The organism is Paraburkholderia sp. BR14312, from assembly GCF_040948675.1.
GTDB lineage: Bacteria > Pseudomonadota > Gammaproteobacteria > Burkholderiales > Burkholderiaceae > Paraburkholderia > Paraburkholderia nodosa_A.
Map to the genome: position 1 here is coordinate 783,307 of NZ_JBFPKI010000001.1, position 19,606 is coordinate 802,912.

Sequence of the window (19,606 nt, forward strand, 5' to 3'; positions counted from 1 at the left end):
CCACTACGCGGGTATGCCTCGGTAGTCGTATCGGCTTCAAGGCCGCCGGTCAGTGCGGGTTGCGGGAAACGCATGCCGGAGCGCGTCAAGGAGCGTCATCCCTTCGTTGATGCGCGCCTGTTCGATCTCTATCTGCTGTTTGTCACCGACGCGCTCGGCCCATTTCTGCCGCTCTCTTGCAAAGACAATGCGTTCGTTGATCGTCCGTATGGCCGTCCAGATCGCGTTTTCTTCAGCCTTTTCATGGCCATCTTCGAGGGAGAGTGCATTGTATGCATGGCCGGTGTGGCAGCGGTAACGTAGTACCCGATCGTCAAGCACGCGCCATAGCATGCCGCCGCATTCCGGGCAGGCGAGCGGCGAGCGCTCGCCGATCCGGTCGAGGTCCTCGGGCTGCAGCACGTCAAGCTGGTCCAGACGTGCCTCAAGAGAAAGGTCGTTCGTGGACATCGGGAGCGGCTCCTTCACTGGAGCGCCGCGCACTGCGGCGACGATGCGCGCTGCCAGATGCGCCGCGTCGGCGATAGCGTCCGCGCCTGCGGCCGCAAGCGCCGAACGGGGCATCGAATGCGCCTCGCAATCGTCAGGATCCTGCACGATGCAGTAGCCGCCATGCGCCCGGACGGTGGCAAGGCCTGCCGCGCCGTCATCGAGGTCGCCGGTAAGGACGGCGGCGACCACGCGGGCTCCGTAATCCAGCGCGGCCGACCTGAATAGCGGATCCGCCGCGGGTCGCGCGAAGTTCTCGGCGGCTCCGCTATCCAGTCTGAGTCGCCCCTGCGACACCCGCATGTGCCGGTCAGGCGGCGCGATGTAAATCCTGCCATTCTCGAGCGCTTCGCCGTCGGCGGGATGGCTGGCAGGCAGGGGGCCCCAATTCGACATCAACTGAGGCAGCACGCTATCGTGCCTGCCAACGTGCAGCACGATGCAGATGGCGGCCGGGAGATCGGCGGGCAGACCGGCGGCGATCATGCGCAAAACGCCGAACGCACCGCGTGAGCCGCCAATGACGACAATGTCACGTTGTTCCATGCCTCTAGCGAGCGCATTTGGCGGTCCCGCTGTGCAGCGACCGGCAGGAACGGCACACCGCTGCATGCAGCGGCCGCGTCGCGCTCAGGCACGCCGCCCTTTTTTTACCGGCGCAGCGCTGGCAGGAGGTCGCGGAGCACCCGAACCAGTGTCTGGAAGTCGACCGGTTTGCTCACATGCGCGTCGAAGCCAGTTTCGCGTGCGGCGCGCCGGTTCGCCTCGGTGTCGTTCGCGGTCACCGCGACAGATCGAAGATTCGCAAGCCGCGGATCTGACCTCAGATGGGCGGTGATCGTGGCGGCGTCGATGCCAGAGCTGCCGATGTCACAAATCAGGACATCAACGACTTCTGCTTCCAGTGCCGCCAGGACCGTGTCTGCGCCAGCCAGCATCACGGTCGATGCGCCCTCCAGTTCGAGAAGTTTTCCCAACGAGGCTGCGGTATCCGGATCATCAAGTACGATCATGGCTCGTACACCTGAGAGCGAACCGGCCGGTAGCGCTGCAGCGCCGGACTCGCCTGCCGCTTCGACGGCCGGCAGCCACACTGTCATCGTGCATCCGAGGCCCGGACCGTCGGAATGGGCGACCGCGCGCCCGCCATGCATTTCAACCAGCTGCCTGACCAGTGCAAGCCCGATTCCGAGGCCTGTCTTTGAGCGGCCGCGGATTCCCTGGCGGTACATGTCGAAGATGTGCGGGAGTTCCTCCTGGGCGATGCCCTGGCCGCTGTCGATCACATCGATCCGCACCATCGACGCTTCAGGAGCGAGGCGCAGCTCGATCCTGCCGCCGTCACCGGTGAACTTGATCGCATTGGAAACGAGGTTCCACAGGATCTGTTCGCAGCGGGTGCGATCCGCATGGACCATAACCGGCGGTGGGGGGACGGTTACCGACAGGTCGATGCCTTTCGCCCTTGTATCCTGTGTGCAGGCGCCCGCGATGCCCTGCAGCATCGAGGCAATGTCGAGCGGCTCCAGCTCCAGCGCCAGTTTGCCGGTGCGCACCCGCGACAGGTCCTGCAGGTCGTCGATGATCTGCGCCTGGCCCCGAACCGCACGGCGAATCGCGTCGGCGGTTTCCCGCACAAACGTGATCTCGCGGGTCTCGGGCTGCCGCGTCAATATTTCTGCCTTCATGCCTATCAGATTCAACGGGTGCTTCAGCTCGTGCGAAAGGACCGCAATGAAATCGTCCTTGAGCTGGTTCGATTCGCTTTGCCTTTGCCTTGCCTCCTGTTCGTGCAGCAACGCGATCTCTTTTGCATCCTCGCGCTGCTTGCGCTGCGTGAGATCGCGCAGGATCGTGGCGAAGCCGGTGAAGGAGGCATCGGCGATCGGCGTGACGACGCCGCTGCACCATACGCGCCGCTGGTCCCGGGTGACGTGCCAGCGCTCATCGTCAGCGCGGCCCTCAATGCCGGCGGCTTCCCGTTGGCTCGCCGCAACGTGCGCATCGCGGTCGTCCGGCTCGTAGATGAGCGCGATATCCTGGCCCATGACCTCGCGTTCGGTATAGCCGAAGATCCGTTCCGCGCCCGTATTCCAGCTGACAATGCTGCCGGCGCGATCGTGAACGATGATGGCATAGTCGTTGGTTGACTGCGCCACGAGCCGCAGCCGCTGCTCGCCGATGCGTGCCTGCTCTTCTGCCTCGTGGCGCGCGGTGATATCGATAAGCGTGAGCACGGCGCCGTCGATACGGTCGTCGGCCGTTCGGTAGGGAAGCAGACGCATCAGATACCAACGCCCATCCTGGCTTTTCAGTTCGCGCTCGATCAGCTTGAGCGTCTCGAAGGCTTCCTTGACGTCCGCGGCTAGCGTGGGGTGATTCAGCGAGTGCGTGATGTCGAACAGCGAGCGTCCGATGTCGGACTCGATCAGCTTGAAGATGCGTGTGGCGCTCGGGGTGAAGCGTTTGACCTGGATCTTCCTGTCGACAAACACGGTCGCAATCTCGGTCGAGACGATGATGTTCTGCAGGTCATCGTTAGCCTTGGCGGTTTCCTCGACACGCGCGTGCAGCTCCGAGTTCAACGTGGTGAGTTCCTCGTTGACCGACTGCAGCTCTTCCTTGCTGCTTTCGAGCTCCTCCGTTGCCGAGCGGAGCTCCTCGTTGATTGCCTGGAGTTCTTCGTTCGAAGCCTTGAGTTCCTCGACGGAAGTTTCGTACTGCTCGATGGTAGTGGACAGCTGCTCGCGGCTGTGCTGCAGCTCCTGTTCGAGCTGCATGAGAACCGGGTCCTGCCCCTTTTGCTCGGCTTCGCCTTCGTCCGACATGCGTTCCTGCACCTCGTCGAAAAGCACCAGGAAGAAGTCGGCGTTCACGCCCTGATCATGGAACGGGCGAACGGTCATGTTGATCCACGACGGGCGGCCGTCGCGGACCATCTTCACGCACCTCGCCTCGACGCTCGCTCCGGTCTGCAGGGCACGGAACAATGTCGTACGCAGATCGAGACGCAGTTCCGGCACGACGACGGTCATGATATTCGTCGACGGCTCGCCCCCGGCGTGGTGCAGGAACCTGCCCGCGTTGTCGGATAGATGCACGATCGCCGAATCACGGTCCACGATGACGCTCGGCGGCGCGTATTCTTCCAGGACCCGCTGGTGCAGGGCGGAGAAGGAGAAGCTCCGGCGCTCGACCGGAGGCGGCGGGACTGCGCTTCCCGCGACCGCCTGCACCTCCTCGGGGACCCCGCTCGCCTGCGCGAGCGAGGGAAAGGCCGTAGCTTGCCTTGCCCGATTGACGATCTTGCGCGCTCGATAAACGCGATGTTTCTTGTCGACGACGGCGAAAAGATCATCGGCAGCATCGGCCGATTCTGCGGACCCAAGGAACAGATAGCCGTCGGGGCGCAGTGCAAAGTGGAACAGTTCGAGGATCTGTCTCTGTACCGAGCGCTCCAGGTAAATCAGCACGTTGCGGCACGTAATCAGGTCGAGATGGGAAAACGGCGGATCCTTGAGCAGGCTGTGCGCGGCAAAGAGAATGCGCTCACGTACCGGCTTGACAATGGCATACCGCCCCCCTTCATGCGTAAAGTAGCGTCGCAGCAGGTCGGCGGGCACGTCGACTGCAATCGACTCGGGATAGGATCCTGAACGCGCCCGCGCAATGGCCGCGTCGTCGATATCCGTCGCGAATACCTGCATCGCCGAAGCCGATCCGGCCGCCTCGCGCGCCTGCGCCATCAGCAACGCGACGGAATACGCCTCCTCGCCGGTCGAGCAGCCGGCAACCCAGGCCCGGATCTGCCCATCGCTGGCGGCAGTACGGAACAAACCGGGGATCACTGCGTGCCGCAAAACATCGAAGGCCTCCCGGTCCCGAAAGAACTGCGTCACGCCGATCAGCATATCGGCCAGCAGCGCACTGGTTTCGTCCGGCGTGCTACGCAGGAAATTGCGATAACTCTCGAGGTCTGTCAGGCCGTTCACCTGCAGTCGCCGCTCGACGCGGCGCAGCACCGTTGCGCGCTTGTAATGCCGGAAATCGTGGCCGGTACGTACTCGCAGGTGCATGAGGATATCCTGAAGCGCGCGTTCGTCACCGGTTCGCGGAATATCCGGTGCGTCCTTCCCGGGCGTCATCCCGTCCAGTTCGGGCACGTGGATCCGCTGGGCGTTGTTCCTTAATTCGCGGAGTTTGCCGGGCATTGCAGCCGCGGGCAGGATGATGTCGACATGACCGGTCGTGATGGCATGCTGAGGCATTTCCGGATATTCGGCGTCACTCGGGTCTTGAGCCATCGTCACGCCGCCGCTTTCCCTGATGCGACTGAGCCCCGCTGCGCCGTCCGAACCGGTGCCCGAGAGCACGATTCCCATGGCGCGCATGCCCTGGGCGTCGGCCAGGGTGCGGAAGAACTCGTCAATCGTGAGAATCCTGCGGTCATGTTCGTAGCGATCGGTCACCTTCAGGCAGCCGTCCGACAGGTGCAACTGCTTGCCTGGCGCGATCACGTAGACGTGATCCTTCTCCAGGCGCGTCAAGGCGGTGACCTGTTTCACGGGCATGGAGGTCGCCCGTTGAAGGATCGCGTCGGCATGACTTTCGTGCTCCGGCGAGAGGTGCAGAATGACGACGAACGCCATCTCCATTGAGGCGGGCACGTTACTGAAGAAGTCGACCAGCGCGGGGACGCCGCCGGCAGACGCCCCAATGCCGACGACCGCGAATGGCGAGCCAGTCGTCACGCGGCGCGCGCCGCTGGCATGGCTGTCTTCGCCTGGAGCACTAGTTGTCATGCTGAAGTCCTTTCGTTGTCACCGCCGGCCCGGCACGCGGGGTCCATCAGTCCGGCTTCATTGCGGGGCGTACCGACGGCGAGGGCGCCCCGTATGCGCTGACGGAATCGCACATTACTGCCGATGAGACCGACGGTCAACGGCGCTCGACACTGATCCCGCCGTGGCGCGCCGGGGAGGGCCGGTTGCATGGAACGCGGCACTTGCCCGCTCTTCGCGGCTCACCATCATTGCCCGCTTGTCTGACAAGGCGGCCACATGACAGGGATGGCGTTTTTCGGCGACCTGGCACGGTTGAACGCAGGGGATATCACCAGATAAAAGCGTTGTTTGTATGTCCGGACGGCGGGCGCGAAGCGATCCGGCTTCGGAGGAGCGGGTTCGACGACGCACGCACGGACGAGACGAAACGCGCGGAACGGCCGACAGCGGTCAGGGTTGCGATGAAGCAGGCGCTCGACGGCAGGTGTTCTCCAGGGGGGCCATCCTGTCTTGTCGACATCCAGCAGGCCGCCGCCGCGGCGCATTGCCGGCGCTACGAGTTTCACCGTTGGAGCCACTTGCCCGCTGTCGTGGCACTTAGTGCGAAGCGGTTGCTCCAGGCAACTTGTCGCTGCCCGCACTGTCGGACCCACTTCCGCGCGCACGCTTTGGTTCAATCGCGACCACGCGCACCGGTATCGATTTCGCACCGGGGACCTTGCTTTCCTTTGCGTAGTGCCACAGCGGGAGCAGGGGATTGCATTCGGGATAGTAACCTGCGGCGCATCCGCGGGGGATATCGTAGGGCTTCGCCGCAAGGCCCGCAACCTCACGCACAACGCCATCGTCCGCGATGGTGCGCAGTGTTACGCGGTCGCCCTCTTCTATGTCGCGTGCCTCCATGTCATCGCGGTTCATCAGTACAACCATGCGCGAGCCCTTCACGCCACGGAAGCGGTCATCAAGGCTATAAAGCGTCGTGTTGAACTGGCCATCCGCGCGCAGGGACATCAGCCGCAGCGCGTCGGGCTCGCGCTCATTCATGTCGGGATCTTCTGAAAGCGCTTCGGGCACCATGAATTCTGCCTTGCCGCTTTTGGTTTTCCACGTGCGTTCGCGCGCGGGCAGCGGCCGTACAACCCCGCCAGGTGTCCACATGCTCGACTCGAAGCCGGCGAACATCGCGGGCCATGTCTTGCCCATTTCCGTACGCACCCGCGCGTAGTCCGCGCACCAGTCCTCCCAGTCGACGGTCGAACGCTCGCGCAACGTGGCGCGAGCAAGCCCCGCGATGATGAAGGGTTCGGACCGTACGGTCGGCGCGGCAGGTTCGGCCACGCCCCGCGAGCCATGGAAACGCGCCGTGCTGTCCTCCATCGAGACGAATTGTTCATGTCCACCGGTTCGATCGATTTCGATACGGCTCAGGCAAGGCAACACATAGGTGGTCTTCGCGTGCACCAGATGGCTGCGGTTGAGTTTCGTCGCCACGTTCACAGCAAGTTGCAGGTTCGCCCATGCAGGTTGTGTGCGGTTCCTGTCAGGCACCGAACGCACAAGGTTGCCGCCGAAATTGACGACGGCCTTCACCGTGCCCTCCAGCATGGCCTCGAAGGCTTCGACCGTGTTGAACCCTTTATCGCGCGGCGGCTCGAAGTTGAACTGCTTCGCGAGCTCGTCCAGCGGGGCGAGTTCGGGCTTCTCCGTGATGCCGACCGTGCGTTGTCCCTGCACGTTGGAGTGTCCTCGCACTGGCGAGGGACCTGCGCCCGGCCTGCCGATGTTGCCACGCAGAAACAGGAGATTGCAGATCATGCGAACGTTCTGGACGCCCAGACGGTGCTGCGTGAGGCCCATGCCGTAATGAACGATGACCGCGTTGGCGACGCTATACTCGCGCGCGGCGGCTTCCAGCGCAACGCGCTGCAAGCCGCTTTCTCGCTCGATGGCGTCCCAGCCGGTCTCGCGGACGAAGTGCGCGAATTCGTCAAAACCCTTGGTGTGTGCTTCGATGAAGACGAGATCGAGTACCGGCGGCTGCCCCAGTGAAACTGCCTTGTCATGCGCTTCGATAACGGCCTTGCAGATTCCTGTTATCGCCGCCGTGTCGCCGCCCACACGCAACTGATGGTACTGGGTACTGATCTGCGTGTTCGCAGGCAGCAGCATGTCGTGGGGCGACTGCGGATTGGCAAAGGCGACGAGGCCCGGTTCGCGCAGCGGGTTGAAGGTGATGACCGGCACGCCGCGCCGACGCGCATCCTGCAACTGGTGGAGCATGCGGGGGCTATTCGTGCCTACGTTCTGCCCGAAGAAAAACATCAGGTCGGTCGTGTCGAAATCATCGAGGCCGATCGTTCCTACGCCCACGCCGATGGCCTCCTTCAGGCCGACACTCGTGCTTTCGTGGCACATGTTCGAACTGTCGGGCAGGTTGTTGGTCCCATACATTCGCGCGAAAAGCTGGAGCATGTACGACGCCTCGAGTGACGCGCGGCCCGAGGTGTAGAAGACAACGCCCTTCGGATCAAGCCCGCGAAGTTCGGCGCCGATCGACTCAAATGCTTCTTCCCACGAGACCGGCACCAGATGATCGGTTGCCGCGTCGTAGCGCATCGGTTCGGTCAGGCGGCCCGCCTCTTCGAGGTCATGGTCGTGCCATTGCATGAGTTCGGTCACGCTGTGTGCAGCAAAGAATTCCCGGTCGGCCCGTTTCGGCGTCGTGTCCCACGCCGTGGCTTTTGCTCCGCTTTCGCAAAACTCGAAGGCGTGTGGCCTGGCTGGTTTGGCCCACGAGCAGCTCACGCACATGAAGCCTTCCGGCTTGTTTTGAAGGGGAAGCAGACTCATGTCCTTGAGCGCAACCTTCTCCTTCACGAGGATACGGGTGACGGCCTTCAGCGATCCCCAGCCACCGGAGGCGTAGGGATACTCCGAAGTCCGGCGGCTCTCCCGCGCCTGGGGCGTTTCCTTCGATCTCTGACCTTTTGCCATGGCATGCCTCGCGCGGGACGTGAACGCGCTTCCTGTGCGCAAGCCCCATTCCACGCGCTCGGCCGTCTTGGGCGAAATTTGCAGTGCCTTGTCAGCGGCTGTTGCGTTCGTCGGCGCTGGGCTTCACGATCAGGCTGATTTCGCCATTCCTTTCCAGCAGCGCAGCCTCGACCCTATCGAGCGAGGAACCGTGAAGTCCGACGCGGACGGCTTCGAGCACATCGGCCCGCGTGATGAGCGCCGCGGACATCTGCGCATCATCGAAGGTCCCGTCGCGGTACACCGTACGGGCCTGACCGCCAATGACGCGCTCGACGAAGCGTGAGCGCACACACAGCCACCCAAGCGCCCGGTGCATCAGCACGAGCACGAGGGACGCCGCGACGGTGGGGACGGCAGGCGACGCGCCGACAATGAACCGGCTCAGGGTTGCGCCGAGCAGGATGGCAACGACATAGTCGAAGGTCGAGCGCTGCCCGAAGGACCGCCTGCCCGAAATACGGATGAGGACGAGGGTAAGCAGGAACGCTGCTGCGGCGCGGGCAGCCATCTGCCACGCGTCGAGATCCTTGCCTTCCCCGAAAACCGCGTTCAGTGTGTTCATTTTTCGCACCTCCAGTCCTTGCTTCGAGCACCGGGGGCGAGGCGACGCGAGCGCCTGGACCTCGCCGCCCCGTTCCCACGCATCAACCGTGCGTGGCGCGGGAACGATACCCGGCATGCAATGAACCAGCAGCGCGATCAGGACCGCAACAGCCAGCAAGCAGACGTCGAGGCAAAGTCATTGTGCCGTGCCTCGCACGACGTGGGCGTAAGCGGCGCGCGCAGCGATGGCGGCTCAGCCGCCGCCGATTCCTTGCATGACCTTTCCCGTGCCTCCGCAAACGGCACAGCGCTTGCCCTGCACCAGCCCGGTGCCGTGGCAGGCTCCGCACAGGTCCTCGCCTACGCCTGGCGCGCCCGGTTGGCCTTCGTCACCCGGATTCAATGGAATTTCATTCTGGCCAGATTCCGGCTTTGTACGTTGCATGGCTAGCCCCTTGAAAGTGAATGCCCGTCTGGCGTTTTCAGGCCTGACGATCAGGCAGGATTGAGCGCAGTCGCCATGCCCAGCCCGCGAAGACCCTCCCGCAGCGCCGACCGCGACGGCGTACCGGCCGAGGCCGTGGGTACGGTGAATGCGCAGAAGGCGGGCACAAACAAACAGGTTCGCCTTTCCGTTGCCCATCCGTATTGGAGTCCAGCATGCCTTCCCGCGAAATATCGGCGTCCCGTCGCAACTGGATGCAAGCCGCCTCGGCAGGTGTCCTTGCCGCAGTAGCGCCCGCCGCGATGGCGCAGGAGCCGGGTACCGCGAGTGGTCCGACGCCGCAGGAAGATCCCCGCGCCGCTTATCCGCATCCGCCATTTCCTGCCCAGCAGCAACCCTGGCCCGGACTCGCGGGACGCATGACGCCGCGGCCCGACCACGGGGAAACGAGCTATCGCGGCACCGGGCGTCTAAGCGGCCGCAAGGCGCTCGTAACGGGCGGCGACTCGGGCATTGGCCGCGCAGCCGCCATCGCGTTCGCGCGGGAGGGCGCCGATGTCGCGATCGCCTACCTGCCGCAGGAGGAGCCGGATGCCCGCGAAGTTGTCCAGTTGATTCAGTCTGCAGGCCGCAAGGCGGTTCCGCTGGCAGTCGACATCCGCAGCGAAGCGGCGTGTCAATCGCTGGTGGAGCGCGCGGTGTCAGGGCTAGGCGGCCTCGAGGTCCTCGTGAACAATGCGGGACGACAGCAAAGCCACGACTCGATCCTCGACATCAGCACCGAGCAGTTCGACTGGACCCTCAAGACCAACCTGTATGCGATGTTCTGGATCACCAGGGCGGCCATTCCGCACATGCAGGCAGGCGCCGCAATTATCAACACGACTTCCGTTAACGCCTACGACCCGTCTGCTAACTTGCTCGACTACGCCATGACCAAGGCGGCAATAGCGAACTTCACCAAGGGGCTCGCGAAGCAAATGATCAAGCGGGGAATCCGGGTCAATGGTGTGGCGCCAGGACCTTTCTGGACCGCACTGCAAGTGAGTGGCGGCCAGACCATGGAGAACGTGCAGAAGTTCGGCGAGCAGGTGCCGATGGGCCGGCCGGGTCAGCCGGCAGAGATCGCGCCGATCTATGTCGAACTCGCATCGGCGCAGGCCTCGTACATTACCGGACAGATCTATGGTGCCTCGGGTGGAGCGGGCAACCCGTGAGTATCGCGACGAATGGTCGTCGTGTTGCCACTCTCTATGCTGAGATTGACGGTTCGCTCAGTGGCAGGACGGCTGTTCGTGAACGCGGCTGGCCAACGTAGCGGGCTTGCGGATTGCTGGGACTTCGACATTGCGTGGAGGAGGGCAATGAGTATGGAAACGGGAGCAGTGCGCCGGCGCCTCGGTAACTGGATGCCAGGCGAGGAGCAAAAAAGCGCGACGTTCAGGCTGGAAATCGCGCGGCAGGCCCGAGCGCGCGCGGCGCGTGCAGCGCTGTCCAGCGTCGTGCAGGATCTCGGAAAACTCATTGACGGCGATCCGGTGCTACGGATGAACCTCACGCGAGCGATAAGCGAGGCGCTTGAGCAGGGTAAGCAGCTGGGGTATTCGGATATCCACGAGCTGCTCGCCATCATTGACTATCTGACGACATACAGCCCGCCATTCGACAGCGATGCACCGATGGCCACGCCACTCAATACCGTTCTTGAATGGCCAATGTGCATGCCGTCCGGCTATGCGGTTTTCCGGGATCCGGCGTTCAATGCGCAGTTGCGTCGCGTCCTCAATACGTGGTGCGCGTTTCTCAGCGGCCCACGGTCACGCGTATGGCTCAACGATGCGCCGAAGGGCTGGTTCAGCCCTCCCGCGTTGGAGAAGCTCGGGATGGACGACTTCGTCCATGATCGTACGCGAGCGCATTGGGGCTTCGATTCGTGGAACGGTTTCTTTACGCGCCATCTGCGTCCCGGCGCCCGGCCGGTGGCGAGCCCGGACGATCCTGCCGTGATCGTGAACGCGTGCGAAGCGTCGCCCTTCGACGTGCGCGAGGGCGTGCAGCTGATCGACCGCTTCTGGATCAAGTCGCAGCCCTATTCGCTCAAGGAGATACTGACGTCGAGCGACGAGGCGCTTGCCCGACGCTTTGTCGGTGGCACGGTGTACCAGGGCTATCTGAGCGCGTACAACTACCATCGGTGGCACGCTCCTGTCGACGGCAGGGTCCGCGAAGCCTACAACGTCGACGGCACCTACTATTCGGATGCCGAAGCGGAGGGCGAAGACCCGAGTGGACTTAACGACTCCCAGGGCTACACCACTGCCGTTGCCGCTCGCGCAGTGATCGTCATCGAAAGCGACAACCCTGTCATTGGGGAAGTTGCGTGCGTCTTCGTGGGCATGGCCGAGGTTTCGTCATGCCAGGTATGCGTACGCCCAGGCGATGAGCTTGGAAAGGGCGACGAGCTCGGGTGGTTTCAGTACGGGGGAAGCACCTACTGCCTGATTTTCCAGCCGGGCGTCGTCGAGCGCTTCGCGCCGCGACCACCGTGGCATGACGACGTGCCGCCACTCCGCGTCAATTCGGCGTTGGCTTTCGCGCGCAGCGGCGCTTGAACGGGAACACAGTGGCAACCGTTATCTACACGGGGCCACTTGCGCCGAGACCAGCCGTGGTCTGATCCGGTCGTATGCAGGCTAAGTGATTCGGGACCGCGAATTGCGCCGGTCCACGCATGAACCCGCAGATCAAGAGGCATCCAAGCGGTGCGCTCGACGACCCGCGCGCCGGTTCCCCAAACTTGCTCCAGCCTGGCCAGACCTGCGAATGCGTTCGTCATGCCGCGCGATTCCGTCTGCTGATCGACGCGGCGGACTATTTCGCGGCGCTACGTGTAGCGATAGTCCGGGCGCGCCGCAGCGTGATCATTGTCGGCTGGGACATTGACAGCCGCATGACGCTTGTGCCCGCGGGCGCGGGCGATGGATTCCCCGAGCCGCTCGGCGATTTTCTTGCCGCCGTGGTCGCCAGCCGTCCTCTGTTGCACGTTCGGATTCTGGCGTGGGATTTTGCCATGCTGTATGCGCTCGAGCGCGAATGGTTGCCCGCATACAAGCTGGGCTGGCGCAGCGGCAAGCGCATGGACGTGCGGCTGGACAGCCATCACCCACCGGGTGCCTCGCATCACCAGAAGATGGTGGTCGTGGACGACCGGCTGGCCTTCGTGGGAGGCATTGATCTTGCCCGTTCACGTTGGGATTCGTCCGCGCACGCGCCATATGAGCCGCGCCGGAGCAACGGTCCGCGCCAGTACTATGGACCAACCCATGACATACAGGCCATGTTCGACGGCGAGGCCGCCCGCACTGTAGCGGCGATAGCGAACGAGCGGTGGCATATGGCGCAGAGGGTCTCGCGGCGGGCGCCGCGCGCGCAGGAAGTGTCCCCGTGGCCTGCGACTGAGCCGGTCCGCTCGCCGGCATCCCCATCTGCAAGCGTCGATCCCTGGCCCCCGGGCTACGCGCCCGATATCGAGGACGTGAAGCTCGGGATTGCGCTTACGTGCGCTCCCCATGATCACCGCGAAGGGGTCCAGCAGATCGGCGCCCTCTATCGCGCCGCGATTGACGCTGCGCGCCGAACCCTCTACATCGAGAATCAGTACTTTACGGCGAGTGCCGTGGGCGACGCACTCGCGCAGCGGCTTTCGCAGCCCGATCCGCCCGCGGTCGCCGCCGTCATGCCGCGCGAACAGACCGGCTGGCTGCAAGCCGCGACCATGGGCACGCTGCGCGCGCGACTCTATCGTAGACTGCGTGATATGGACCGGTATGCGCGGCTACGACTGTACTCGCCTTGGAGCGGCGACTCAGGTGACATATCCATAAACGTCCACAGCAAGCTCATGATCGTCGACGATACGCTGCTGATCGTTGGGAGTGCGAACCTCAACAATCGATCGATGGTGCTCGATACAGAATGCAACGTCGTGCTGGAAGCCGCCGGCGACCAACGTGTGCGCGCCGCGATCGCGGCGATACGCAATGCGCTGCTTGCGGAGCATCTGGGCGTGGATCGCGCGCAGGTCGACGCCGCTTTCGTGCGATTCGAGGGCGACATCCACCGGGTGATCGGTGCTTTTGCAGGCGGCACGCGCGGTCTGCACGTGCTCGAGCCGAAGGTGAGTGCGATGCTCGACCAATGGGTTCCCGAAAGCGCCGTAGTCGATCCGGAGCAACCTGCCGTGCCGGACGAAGTCGTGCGCGAGTTCGTGCCCGGCCGCGGGGGACGCTCGATTACCGGACGGCTCATGCTGCTCGGCCTGGGCGCGCTCTTTGCCGTTTTGATGACGCTGGCATGGCACTACACAGGGCTCGCTCGCTATGCGAACCTCGGCAGTATCGGCAACGCGGCCCGGGCGCTCGCGGCCGCGCGCTTCGGGCCCATGCTCCTGGTGGGCGCTTATGCGCTTGCGGCAGTCGCTTCGGTGCCTGTCACGGTTCTGATCGTCTGCGCGGGGGTGTTATTCGGCGCGTTCGCGGGTAGTCTCTATGCGCTGGCTGGATCGCTGCTCGCCGCACTGATCACCTATTCGATCGGCCGATGGGCTGGCCGCGACGCGGTGCGGCGGCACGCCGGTTCGCGCCTGAACCTGCTTTCGGCGCGGCTTGGCAAACAAGGCGTGGCCGCGGTGGTCGTGCTGCGCATTCTCCCGTTGGCCCCTTTCGTGCTCGTCAATCTGGCGGCGGGCGCTTCGCACATCGGACTGCGCGACTATCTGCTGGGCACGCTCATTGGCATGGGGCCTGGCATTATCCTCGGTGCCACCTTCGCGCAACAGCTTGCCGCCGCTGTGCACCATCCGGGAGTCGGGTCGGTGGCATTGCTTGTGGCAATCGGTGCCGTGCTGGTGGCACTGTCCGCAGCGCTGCAGCGCTTTTTCGGAGCGCGTGCATCGCAAGGAAACGCTGCGGCGAAAGGCGGCCCGAAGTGACAGCCGGTCTCGTGAAGGAGGTGCAAGGCGGGCGGGGCGGCGAGCTGACGCTTGTCACCTGGAACATTCACGGCGCAGTGGGAACGGACGGCGCGCGCGCACCGGAGCGCATTGCGCGCGTGCTTATCGAAATCGATGCCGACATCGTTGCGCTGCAGGAAGTGCCACTCGGCGGCGCGGCTGCGGCGAGCGCCGATGTTTTGGCGGGACTCGCCCGCGCCACGAACCGCCGGGCCGTAGCGGGCCCGACGCTTGATACGCCTCAGCGCCGGTTTGGCAACGCGGTGCTCACACGGTGGCCTGTGACCGAGGCGCGCACGCTCGACCTCTCCTTTGGCGGGCGCGAGCCACGCGGCGCACTCGACGTCGACCTCCTGTGCAACGGCGAGGCGCTGCGTGTGGTCGCGACGCATCTCGGTTTGCGGCCGCGTGAGCGGCGCGCACAGATTGCCCAGCTGCTGACAGCATTCGACCGGCCGGGGCTTCCCGTCATACTTGCGGGCGACATCAACGAGTGGTTGCTATGGGGCCGCGCATTGCGCATGCTGGCCGGGCATTTCCGGGCAGCGCCGGCACCAGCCACATTTCCCTCGCGCTGGCCCATGCTCGCGCTCGATCGCGTGTGGATGCATCCAGCGTCGCGCCTGGCGAGCGTGCAGGCCTGGAGCCACGGCGAGGCACCGGTGGCCTCGGATCATCTGCCGGTCGTCGCACACATCTCGGCAGGGGCGCGATAGGTGAGCTATCTCAGCCAAATGCGTGGGAAAGCGACATAACAGGCGCCGAGGCATCCCTCCAAACTGGCAGATTATTTGTGTGAAGGATATCGCCACTGGCCGTATCCACGCTGCGGATGGACTCGTTCACGGAAATACGGCTTGTTCCAATGTCGGGCTCGGGACGAATTCACCCAAGGCTCAGAAATTGCTCTCTACGTCCACTCTGGGGTGTGCTGTTCAGGATTCCATCGGGAGGGCCAATGCTGAAAGTCATTGTTGACGCCGTTTTCGACGCCGCGGTTTGCGGGAAGCGCCGGGAGTCGCGCAGCGAGTCGCGATAATGGAGCAGCGCATGTCCCAGTCTCCATCCACCGACCCAGCGATGGCCTGGGAAATGGCGCTGATCGCTCGCGTCTCCGAGTACGGGATCTTCCGTCTGACGGATGCGGGAATCGTCGCCACCTGGAACCCAGGCGCGGCGCGCATCAGCGGTTACGATGCCGCGGAGATAATCGGCAAGCACTTCTCCGTTTTCCACGCCGCCGAGGACAGGCAAGCCGGCGTGCCGGAGGCGATGCTGCAGTCTGCCCGTGAGCACGGGCACTGCGAGGCCGAGGCGTGGCGCTTGCGCAAGGATGGCTCACGTTTTTGGGCGAACGTCCTGGTTATACCGCTTTCGGCACCGGACGGAAATTTGAGCGGGTTCGCAAACATCGTCCGGGATGTCACGGACAAGCGGCTTGCTCACGAAGCAGTGCTCGAAAGCGAGCGCAATTTCAGGCTGCTCGTCCAGGGTGTTACCGACTACGCGCTCTTCATGCTCTCGCCAGAGGGCATTGTCACGAACTGGAACGTCGGCGCTGCCAGAATCAAGGGCTACGAGGCGGACGAAATCGTCGGGACTCACCTGCGGTGGTTCTATACGCCCGAAGACGCTGCGAAGGGGCTACCCGAACGCGGTCTGGAGATCGCTGCGCGTGAGGGCCGCTTCGAAGCGGAAGGATGGCGCGTCAGGAAAGACGGAAGTCGTTTCTGGGCCAACGCCATCATTGATGCGATTCGGGATGAGCACGGCGAACTCGTTGGCTTCGCCAAGATCACGCGCGACGTGACCGAGCGCAAGATTGCCCAGGAACAGCTGGAGAAGGCGCGGGCCGCATTGCTCCAGTCGCAGAAAATGGAAGCCATCGGCAAGCTGACCGGCGGAGTCGCCCACGACTTCAACAACGTCCTTCAGGTGCTGCGTGGCAATCTCGAGCTGCTGGAGCGCCGCCACCGCGATTCCTGGTCCCGCGAGCGCCTCGAAAAGGCAATCGAGGCGACCGAGCAAGGCGCAACCCTCGCTTCACAACTGCTCGCCTTCGGTCGGAGGCAAGCATTGCAGCCCGCAGTGGTCAACCTTGCGGTCATGCTCAGGAATATGAACGACATGCTGCGTCGGGCGCTCGGCGAAATGATTCAGGTGGAAACGGTGGTCTCGGGTGGTCTCTGGAACACGCTCGTCGACCCCAATCACCTGGAGAATGTCGTGCTGAATCTCGCCATCAACAGCCGCGACGCGATGCCCCGGGGCGGTCGGCTGACGCTTGAGTTGTCGAACACAACGCTCGACAGCCACTATCACGCGCTTCCTGACGATGTCGCCGAGGGGCAGTATGTGCTGCTTGCGATTACGGACACAGGCACGGGCATGCCGCCGGAAGTGATGGAGCATGCGTTCGAACCGTATTTCAGCACCAAGGCCGAAGGGGAAGGGACGGGACTGGGATTGAGCATGGCCTACGGCTTCGTCAAGCAGAGTAGAGGCCACATGCGGATCTACAGCGAAGTCGAACACGGGACCACGGTCAAGATCTACCTGCTGCGATCGACGGAAGAGGTTGTCGAGCCGGAGCCTTTACCGATGCCACGAGTTCCGGGCGGCTCAGAAACCATTCTCGTGGTCGAAGACGACAAGCGTGTTCAGTCCACCGTGATCGAGATGCTCACCGAACTTGGTTACGTCGTGCTGAAGGCGGATGACGCACAAGGCGCGATGGTGATCATCCGGAGCGGCGCCAGGATTGATCTGCTGTTTTCCGACGTGGTGATGCCGGGGCCGATGCGCAGCACCGAAATGGCAAAAATGGCGGTGCGTGTCTTGCCGGGCATGAAGGTGCTCTTTACTTCGGGCTACACACAGAACGCCATCGTCCATGGAGGACGGCTTGACCCGGGGGTGCATCTGCTCAGCAAGCCGTACAGCCGTGAACAGCTGGCATGGAAAATACGGCGCATGCTGGCACATCGGCCCGGTTCGGTTCGTCCCGCTGCGCGAAGTGCACCCAACGCGGGCGCGCCGCAAGTTTCCATACTTGTAGTCGACGATGACGCTGCTTCCCGCGAAGCAGTGAGCGAACTACTGTCGCAGATGGGCTACGCAGTCCGGGAGGCCGGCAATCTGGAGTGCGCCCTGCGCGAGTTGAGTGAAAGTGTGCAGATCCTTGTCACTGATATCGCGCTGCCCGACGGGTCGGGCATCGAACTCGCCCGGATTGCACTTCAGCGGGTGCCGACACTGAAAGTCATCTTTGCTTCGGGCACCGAGGCGCCGCCCGCCCACGATGTGGGCTTTGAGTTCGCCTCCGTGCGCAAACCGTTTTCGGCAGAGCAGTTGCGCGATCTCATTGAGTCGGCCCGTACGGGAGCATGATCGGCACGCGGTCAGTGGTCGTCTGTGATGCGCTCGACATGGCAGTCGCCGATTCTGTCGATCGCGTTTAGCAGTTCATTGAGCGCCAGTGGTTTCTGGACGATCTCGTCGACCTTGCCGGTGAAAGCCGGCGCGTCCTGCGGCCACACCAGTGCGATGATAGGTGGTCTTTCGATGCAGGTATCAAAGCCCTCTATCAGCAACGTGGAGGCGCCGCGAGAAAACAGCGAGACATCGACGACGATCAGTTGCGATGGTTCGAGCCAGACTTCGTGCCAGGTATCGAAGGCACGCGCCTTCGACCGCCCGTAACCCCGCCCGTAACCCTTCACGTCGAGCAAAACGGCTAACGAATCCCGGACCCACTTGTCGTGCCCAACAATCACAATCGGTCCGGATACCGGCGCTGGTTTCGGTACGCCATGGGCGGCTGACCTGCGCAGCCGGCACTCGCTGCGCAGCCACTCCAGTCGAGACAGATAATAGCGATCCTGCGCCCTCGCAAGCCCAGCGGGGGACGTCGCTGGATCGTCCTCAAGGCGTTCCAGGTCCTGCGTCGCTCTTTTCAGCTCGGCCACCGCAGTACCGAATGCGAGCGCGTCGTCGGGCTTCAGCATGGAGATTTCACGTGAGATACATAAGGAAGGACATAGGGGCGCCACGCCTTCAGACGATCAGTCGTGAGAAATTGGCAATTATTCCGGAAGCTTTTCCGGACCTTGCGAATTCGAAGCCAAGCCTTCAGGCCCGGAGCACAAATATTAATTCTGAATTCGATGGGAAACGAATTAAAAGAAAATATGGGGCTCCGGCCACAATAGAGCATGCATCGCGATGCGAACCGTGGAGATAGTGAGGTTGGGTATGGATAACAGGATGGCTTATCGCGAATAGTCAGACCATCATTGGGAGAATGGCCGGCAGCCGCCCGGCGCTCCCGTCGCTACATCGCGTTCTCATGAAGCCGTGCAAACGCGTTCGTGGTCTCGCTGGGCGATCGCGCGCCGGGCCTCGAAGAGGCCACAGCGCGGACATTCATAGCCGTAGGGAGGCATGACTGCCACACCTCCGCCGCTGGCTCTCAGAGCAGTGGGTCCTCCGATCCACTACGCGCGACAGGCGATCCGCTCGCGCTCCAGTACGGGCGTCTGTTGTAGTAGTCATGCAATTGCGTACCCCACGAAACGTCGGCCATCGAAGGCCAGTGATCCTTGTCGAAGCCGGGGTCGTCCTTGATGCGCTGGGCCGTCTGGTCGACGCGGAAACATTTTTCGGCAGTGTCCAGCGTCAGCGCGCTCCACGGGATCGCGTGAAGGGTGGTTCCCATACCGAGAAATCCGCCTTCGGACAGCACGGCGTAAGCAACGCGGGCGCTTCGCACATCAAGCATGATGTCGGAGATCTTGCCCACGTGTTCGCCGTCGGACGAATAAACCTTGTTGCCGTCGAGCGTGGCGGCGGCCATGACTTCAGGGCCCGGCCCATCGCCGGTACCGCCTCCGGTGATCTTGGCGCCAGCGTTGGGCGAGAGGGGATCAGAGGTAGTCATTTCGTGCTCCAACGTGGTTAGAGGCGATCACTGAACAGCATCCCGCATGCCGCGCAATCCCATTTCACGCAAACACTCCGTTTGACAGCCAGTTCCTCGCAGTGCGCGCTCAGGCACAGAGGGTGCGCTCTCGTTGGCATACTTCAAGGAGCGGGCAATGCTTTACTACGCGATCGTTTTCTTCGTGATAGCCATCATCGCAGCTGTCTTCGGGTTTGGTGGGATTGCCGCAGGCGCGGCGAGTATCGCCAAAATTCTGTTCGTCATTTTCGTGATCCTCTTTCTGGCGAGCTTGCTGTTCGGACTTACCAGGCGTTAAAGAATCAGCGCCTCGAGTCATGGGTCCGCATCGCATTCTG

The 19,606-nt window shown here is 63.3% G+C and carries 13 protein-coding genes; 6 read left to right on the forward strand and 7 right to left on the reverse strand.

Annotated features, from left to right (window positions below):
• Positions 1-36: 36 nt before the first annotated feature.
• The 5 genes from AB3X98_RS03500 to AB3X98_RS03520 all read right to left on the reverse strand — a co-directional run bounded on the left by AB3X98_RS03500 (position 37) and on the right by AB3X98_RS03520 (position 9,297).
• On the reverse strand, positions 37-1,035 hold the full coding sequence (locus AB3X98_RS03500) for a chemotaxis protein CheB (protein ID WP_368602780.1): 999 nt from the start codon (positions 1,033-1,035) through the stop codon (positions 37-39).
• Positions 1,036-1,139: 104 nt separating this feature from the next.
• Positions 1,140-5,291 carry a CheR family methyltransferase gene (locus AB3X98_RS03505; RefSeq protein WP_368602779.1) on the reverse strand — a complete coding sequence of 1,384 codons (4,152 nt, stop codon included), beginning with the start codon at positions 5,289-5,291 and terminating at the stop codon, positions 1,140-1,142.
• A 579-nt stretch (positions 5,292-5,870) separates the two neighbouring features.
• Positions 5,871-8,267 (reverse strand): FdhF/YdeP family oxidoreductase, encoded by a 2,397-nt coding sequence (locus tag AB3X98_RS03510; RefSeq protein WP_368602778.1) that lies wholly within the window; start codon positions 8,265-8,267, stop codon positions 5,871-5,873.
• Between the two features lie 91 nt (positions 8,268-8,358).
• Positions 8,359-8,871 (reverse strand): DUF421 domain-containing protein, encoded by a 513-nt coding sequence (locus AB3X98_RS03515; protein ID WP_069263057.1) that lies wholly within the window; start codon positions 8,869-8,871, stop codon positions 8,359-8,361.
• Between the two features lie 234 nt (positions 8,872-9,105).
• A complete protein-coding gene (locus AB3X98_RS03520; protein WP_083245188.1) occupies positions 9,106-9,297 on the reverse strand; it encodes a hypothetical protein in 192 nt (63 codons plus the stop codon).
• Positions 9,298-9,512: 215 nt separating this feature from the next.
• On the opposite strand from AB3X98_RS03520, the gene AB3X98_RS03525 reads away from it, so the two are divergent.
• From AB3X98_RS03525 to AB3X98_RS03545, 5 genes are all read left to right on the forward strand, one after another.
• Positions 9,513-10,514: an SDR family oxidoreductase gene (locus tag AB3X98_RS03525; RefSeq protein WP_368602777.1), complete on the forward strand. Its 1,002-nt coding sequence runs from the start codon at positions 9,513-9,515 to the stop codon at positions 10,512-10,514.
• A 147-nt stretch (positions 10,515-10,661) separates the two neighbouring features.
• A complete protein-coding gene (locus AB3X98_RS03530; RefSeq protein WP_368602776.1) occupies positions 10,662-11,909 on the forward strand; it encodes a phosphatidylserine decarboxylase family protein in 1,248 nt (415 codons plus the stop codon).
• A gap of 119 nt (positions 11,910-12,028) precedes the next feature.
• Complete coding sequence (locus tag AB3X98_RS03535) at positions 12,029-14,287, forward strand: VTT domain-containing protein (RefSeq protein ID WP_368602775.1); 2,259 nt, start codon at positions 12,029-12,031, stop codon at positions 14,285-14,287.
• The gene (locus AB3X98_RS03540) at positions 14,284-15,024 is read left to right on the forward strand and encodes an endonuclease/exonuclease/phosphatase family protein (protein WP_069263062.1); all 741 of its coding nucleotides are present in this window, start codon (positions 14,284-14,286) and stop codon (positions 15,022-15,024) included. Before AB3X98_RS03535 ends, AB3X98_RS03540 begins: the two co-directional genes overlap by 4 nt.
• 334 nt (positions 15,025-15,358) lie before the next feature.
• On the forward strand, positions 15,359-17,698 hold the full coding sequence (locus AB3X98_RS03545) for a PAS domain S-box protein (RefSeq protein WP_368602774.1): 2,340 nt from the start codon (positions 15,359-15,361) through the stop codon (positions 17,696-17,698).
• Positions 17,699-17,709: 11 nt separating this feature from the next.
• Here the strand turns inward: AB3X98_RS03545 and AB3X98_RS03550 are convergent, their stop codons facing one another.
• Both AB3X98_RS03550 and AB3X98_RS03555 read right to left on the reverse strand, forming a co-directional pair.
• A complete protein-coding gene (locus tag AB3X98_RS03550; RefSeq protein WP_368602773.1) occupies positions 17,710-18,315 on the reverse strand; it encodes a response regulator receiver protein in 606 nt (201 codons plus the stop codon).
• Between the two features lie 464 nt (positions 18,316-18,779).
• Complete coding sequence (locus AB3X98_RS03555; RefSeq protein ID WP_368602772.1) at positions 18,780-19,247, reverse strand: PRC-barrel domain-containing protein; 468 nt, start codon at positions 19,245-19,247, stop codon at positions 18,780-18,782.
• Positions 19,248-19,404: 157 nt separating this feature from the next.
• On the opposite strand from AB3X98_RS03555, the gene AB3X98_RS03560 reads away from it, so the two are divergent.
• Positions 19,405-19,566, forward strand: a complete 162-nt coding sequence (locus AB3X98_RS03560) for a DUF1328 domain-containing protein (protein ID WP_069263066.1) — start codon at positions 19,405-19,407, stop codon at positions 19,564-19,566.
• Positions 19,567-19,606 lie beyond the last annotated feature (40 nt).

Coding starts and splice junctions, on each gene's coding strand:
- AB3X98_RS03525 (WP_368602777.1), top strand. CDS start 9,513: ATGCCTTCCCGCGAAATATCGGCGTCCCGTCGCAACTGGATGCAAGCC.
- AB3X98_RS03510 (WP_368602778.1), bottom strand. CDS start 8,267: ATGGCAAAAGGTCAGAGATCGAAGGAAACGCCCCAGGCGCGGGAGAGC.
- AB3X98_RS03555 (WP_368602772.1), bottom strand. CDS start 19,247: ATGACTACCTCTGATCCCCTCTCGCCCAACGCTGGCGCCAAGATCACC.
- AB3X98_RS03560 (WP_069263066.1), top strand. CDS start 19,405: ATGCTTTACTACGCGATCGTTTTCTTCGTGATAGCCATCATCGCAGCT.
- AB3X98_RS03535 (WP_368602775.1), top strand. CDS start 12,029: ATGAACCCGCAGATCAAGAGGCATCCAAGCGGTGCGCTCGACGACCCG.
- AB3X98_RS03545 (WP_368602774.1), top strand. CDS start 15,359: ATGTCCCAGTCTCCATCCACCGACCCAGCGATGGCCTGGGAAATGGCG.
- AB3X98_RS03515 (WP_069263057.1), bottom strand. CDS start 8,871: ATGAACACACTGAACGCGGTTTTCGGGGAAGGCAAGGATCTCGACGCG.
- AB3X98_RS03500 (WP_368602780.1), bottom strand. CDS start 1,035: ATGGAACAACGTGACATTGTCGTCATTGGCGGCTCACGCGGTGCGTTC.
- AB3X98_RS03550 (WP_368602773.1), bottom strand. CDS start 18,315: ATGCTGAAGCCCGACGACGCGCTCGCATTCGGTACTGCGGTGGCCGAG.
- AB3X98_RS03520 (WP_083245188.1), bottom strand. CDS start 9,297: ATGCAACGTACAAAGCCGGAATCTGGCCAGAATGAAATTCCATTGAAT.
- AB3X98_RS03505 (WP_368602779.1), bottom strand. CDS start 5,291: ATGACAACTAGTGCTCCAGGCGAAGACAGCCATGCCAGCGGCGCGCGC.
- AB3X98_RS03530 (WP_368602776.1), top strand. CDS start 10,662: ATGAGTATGGAAACGGGAGCAGTGCGCCGGCGCCTCGGTAACTGGATG.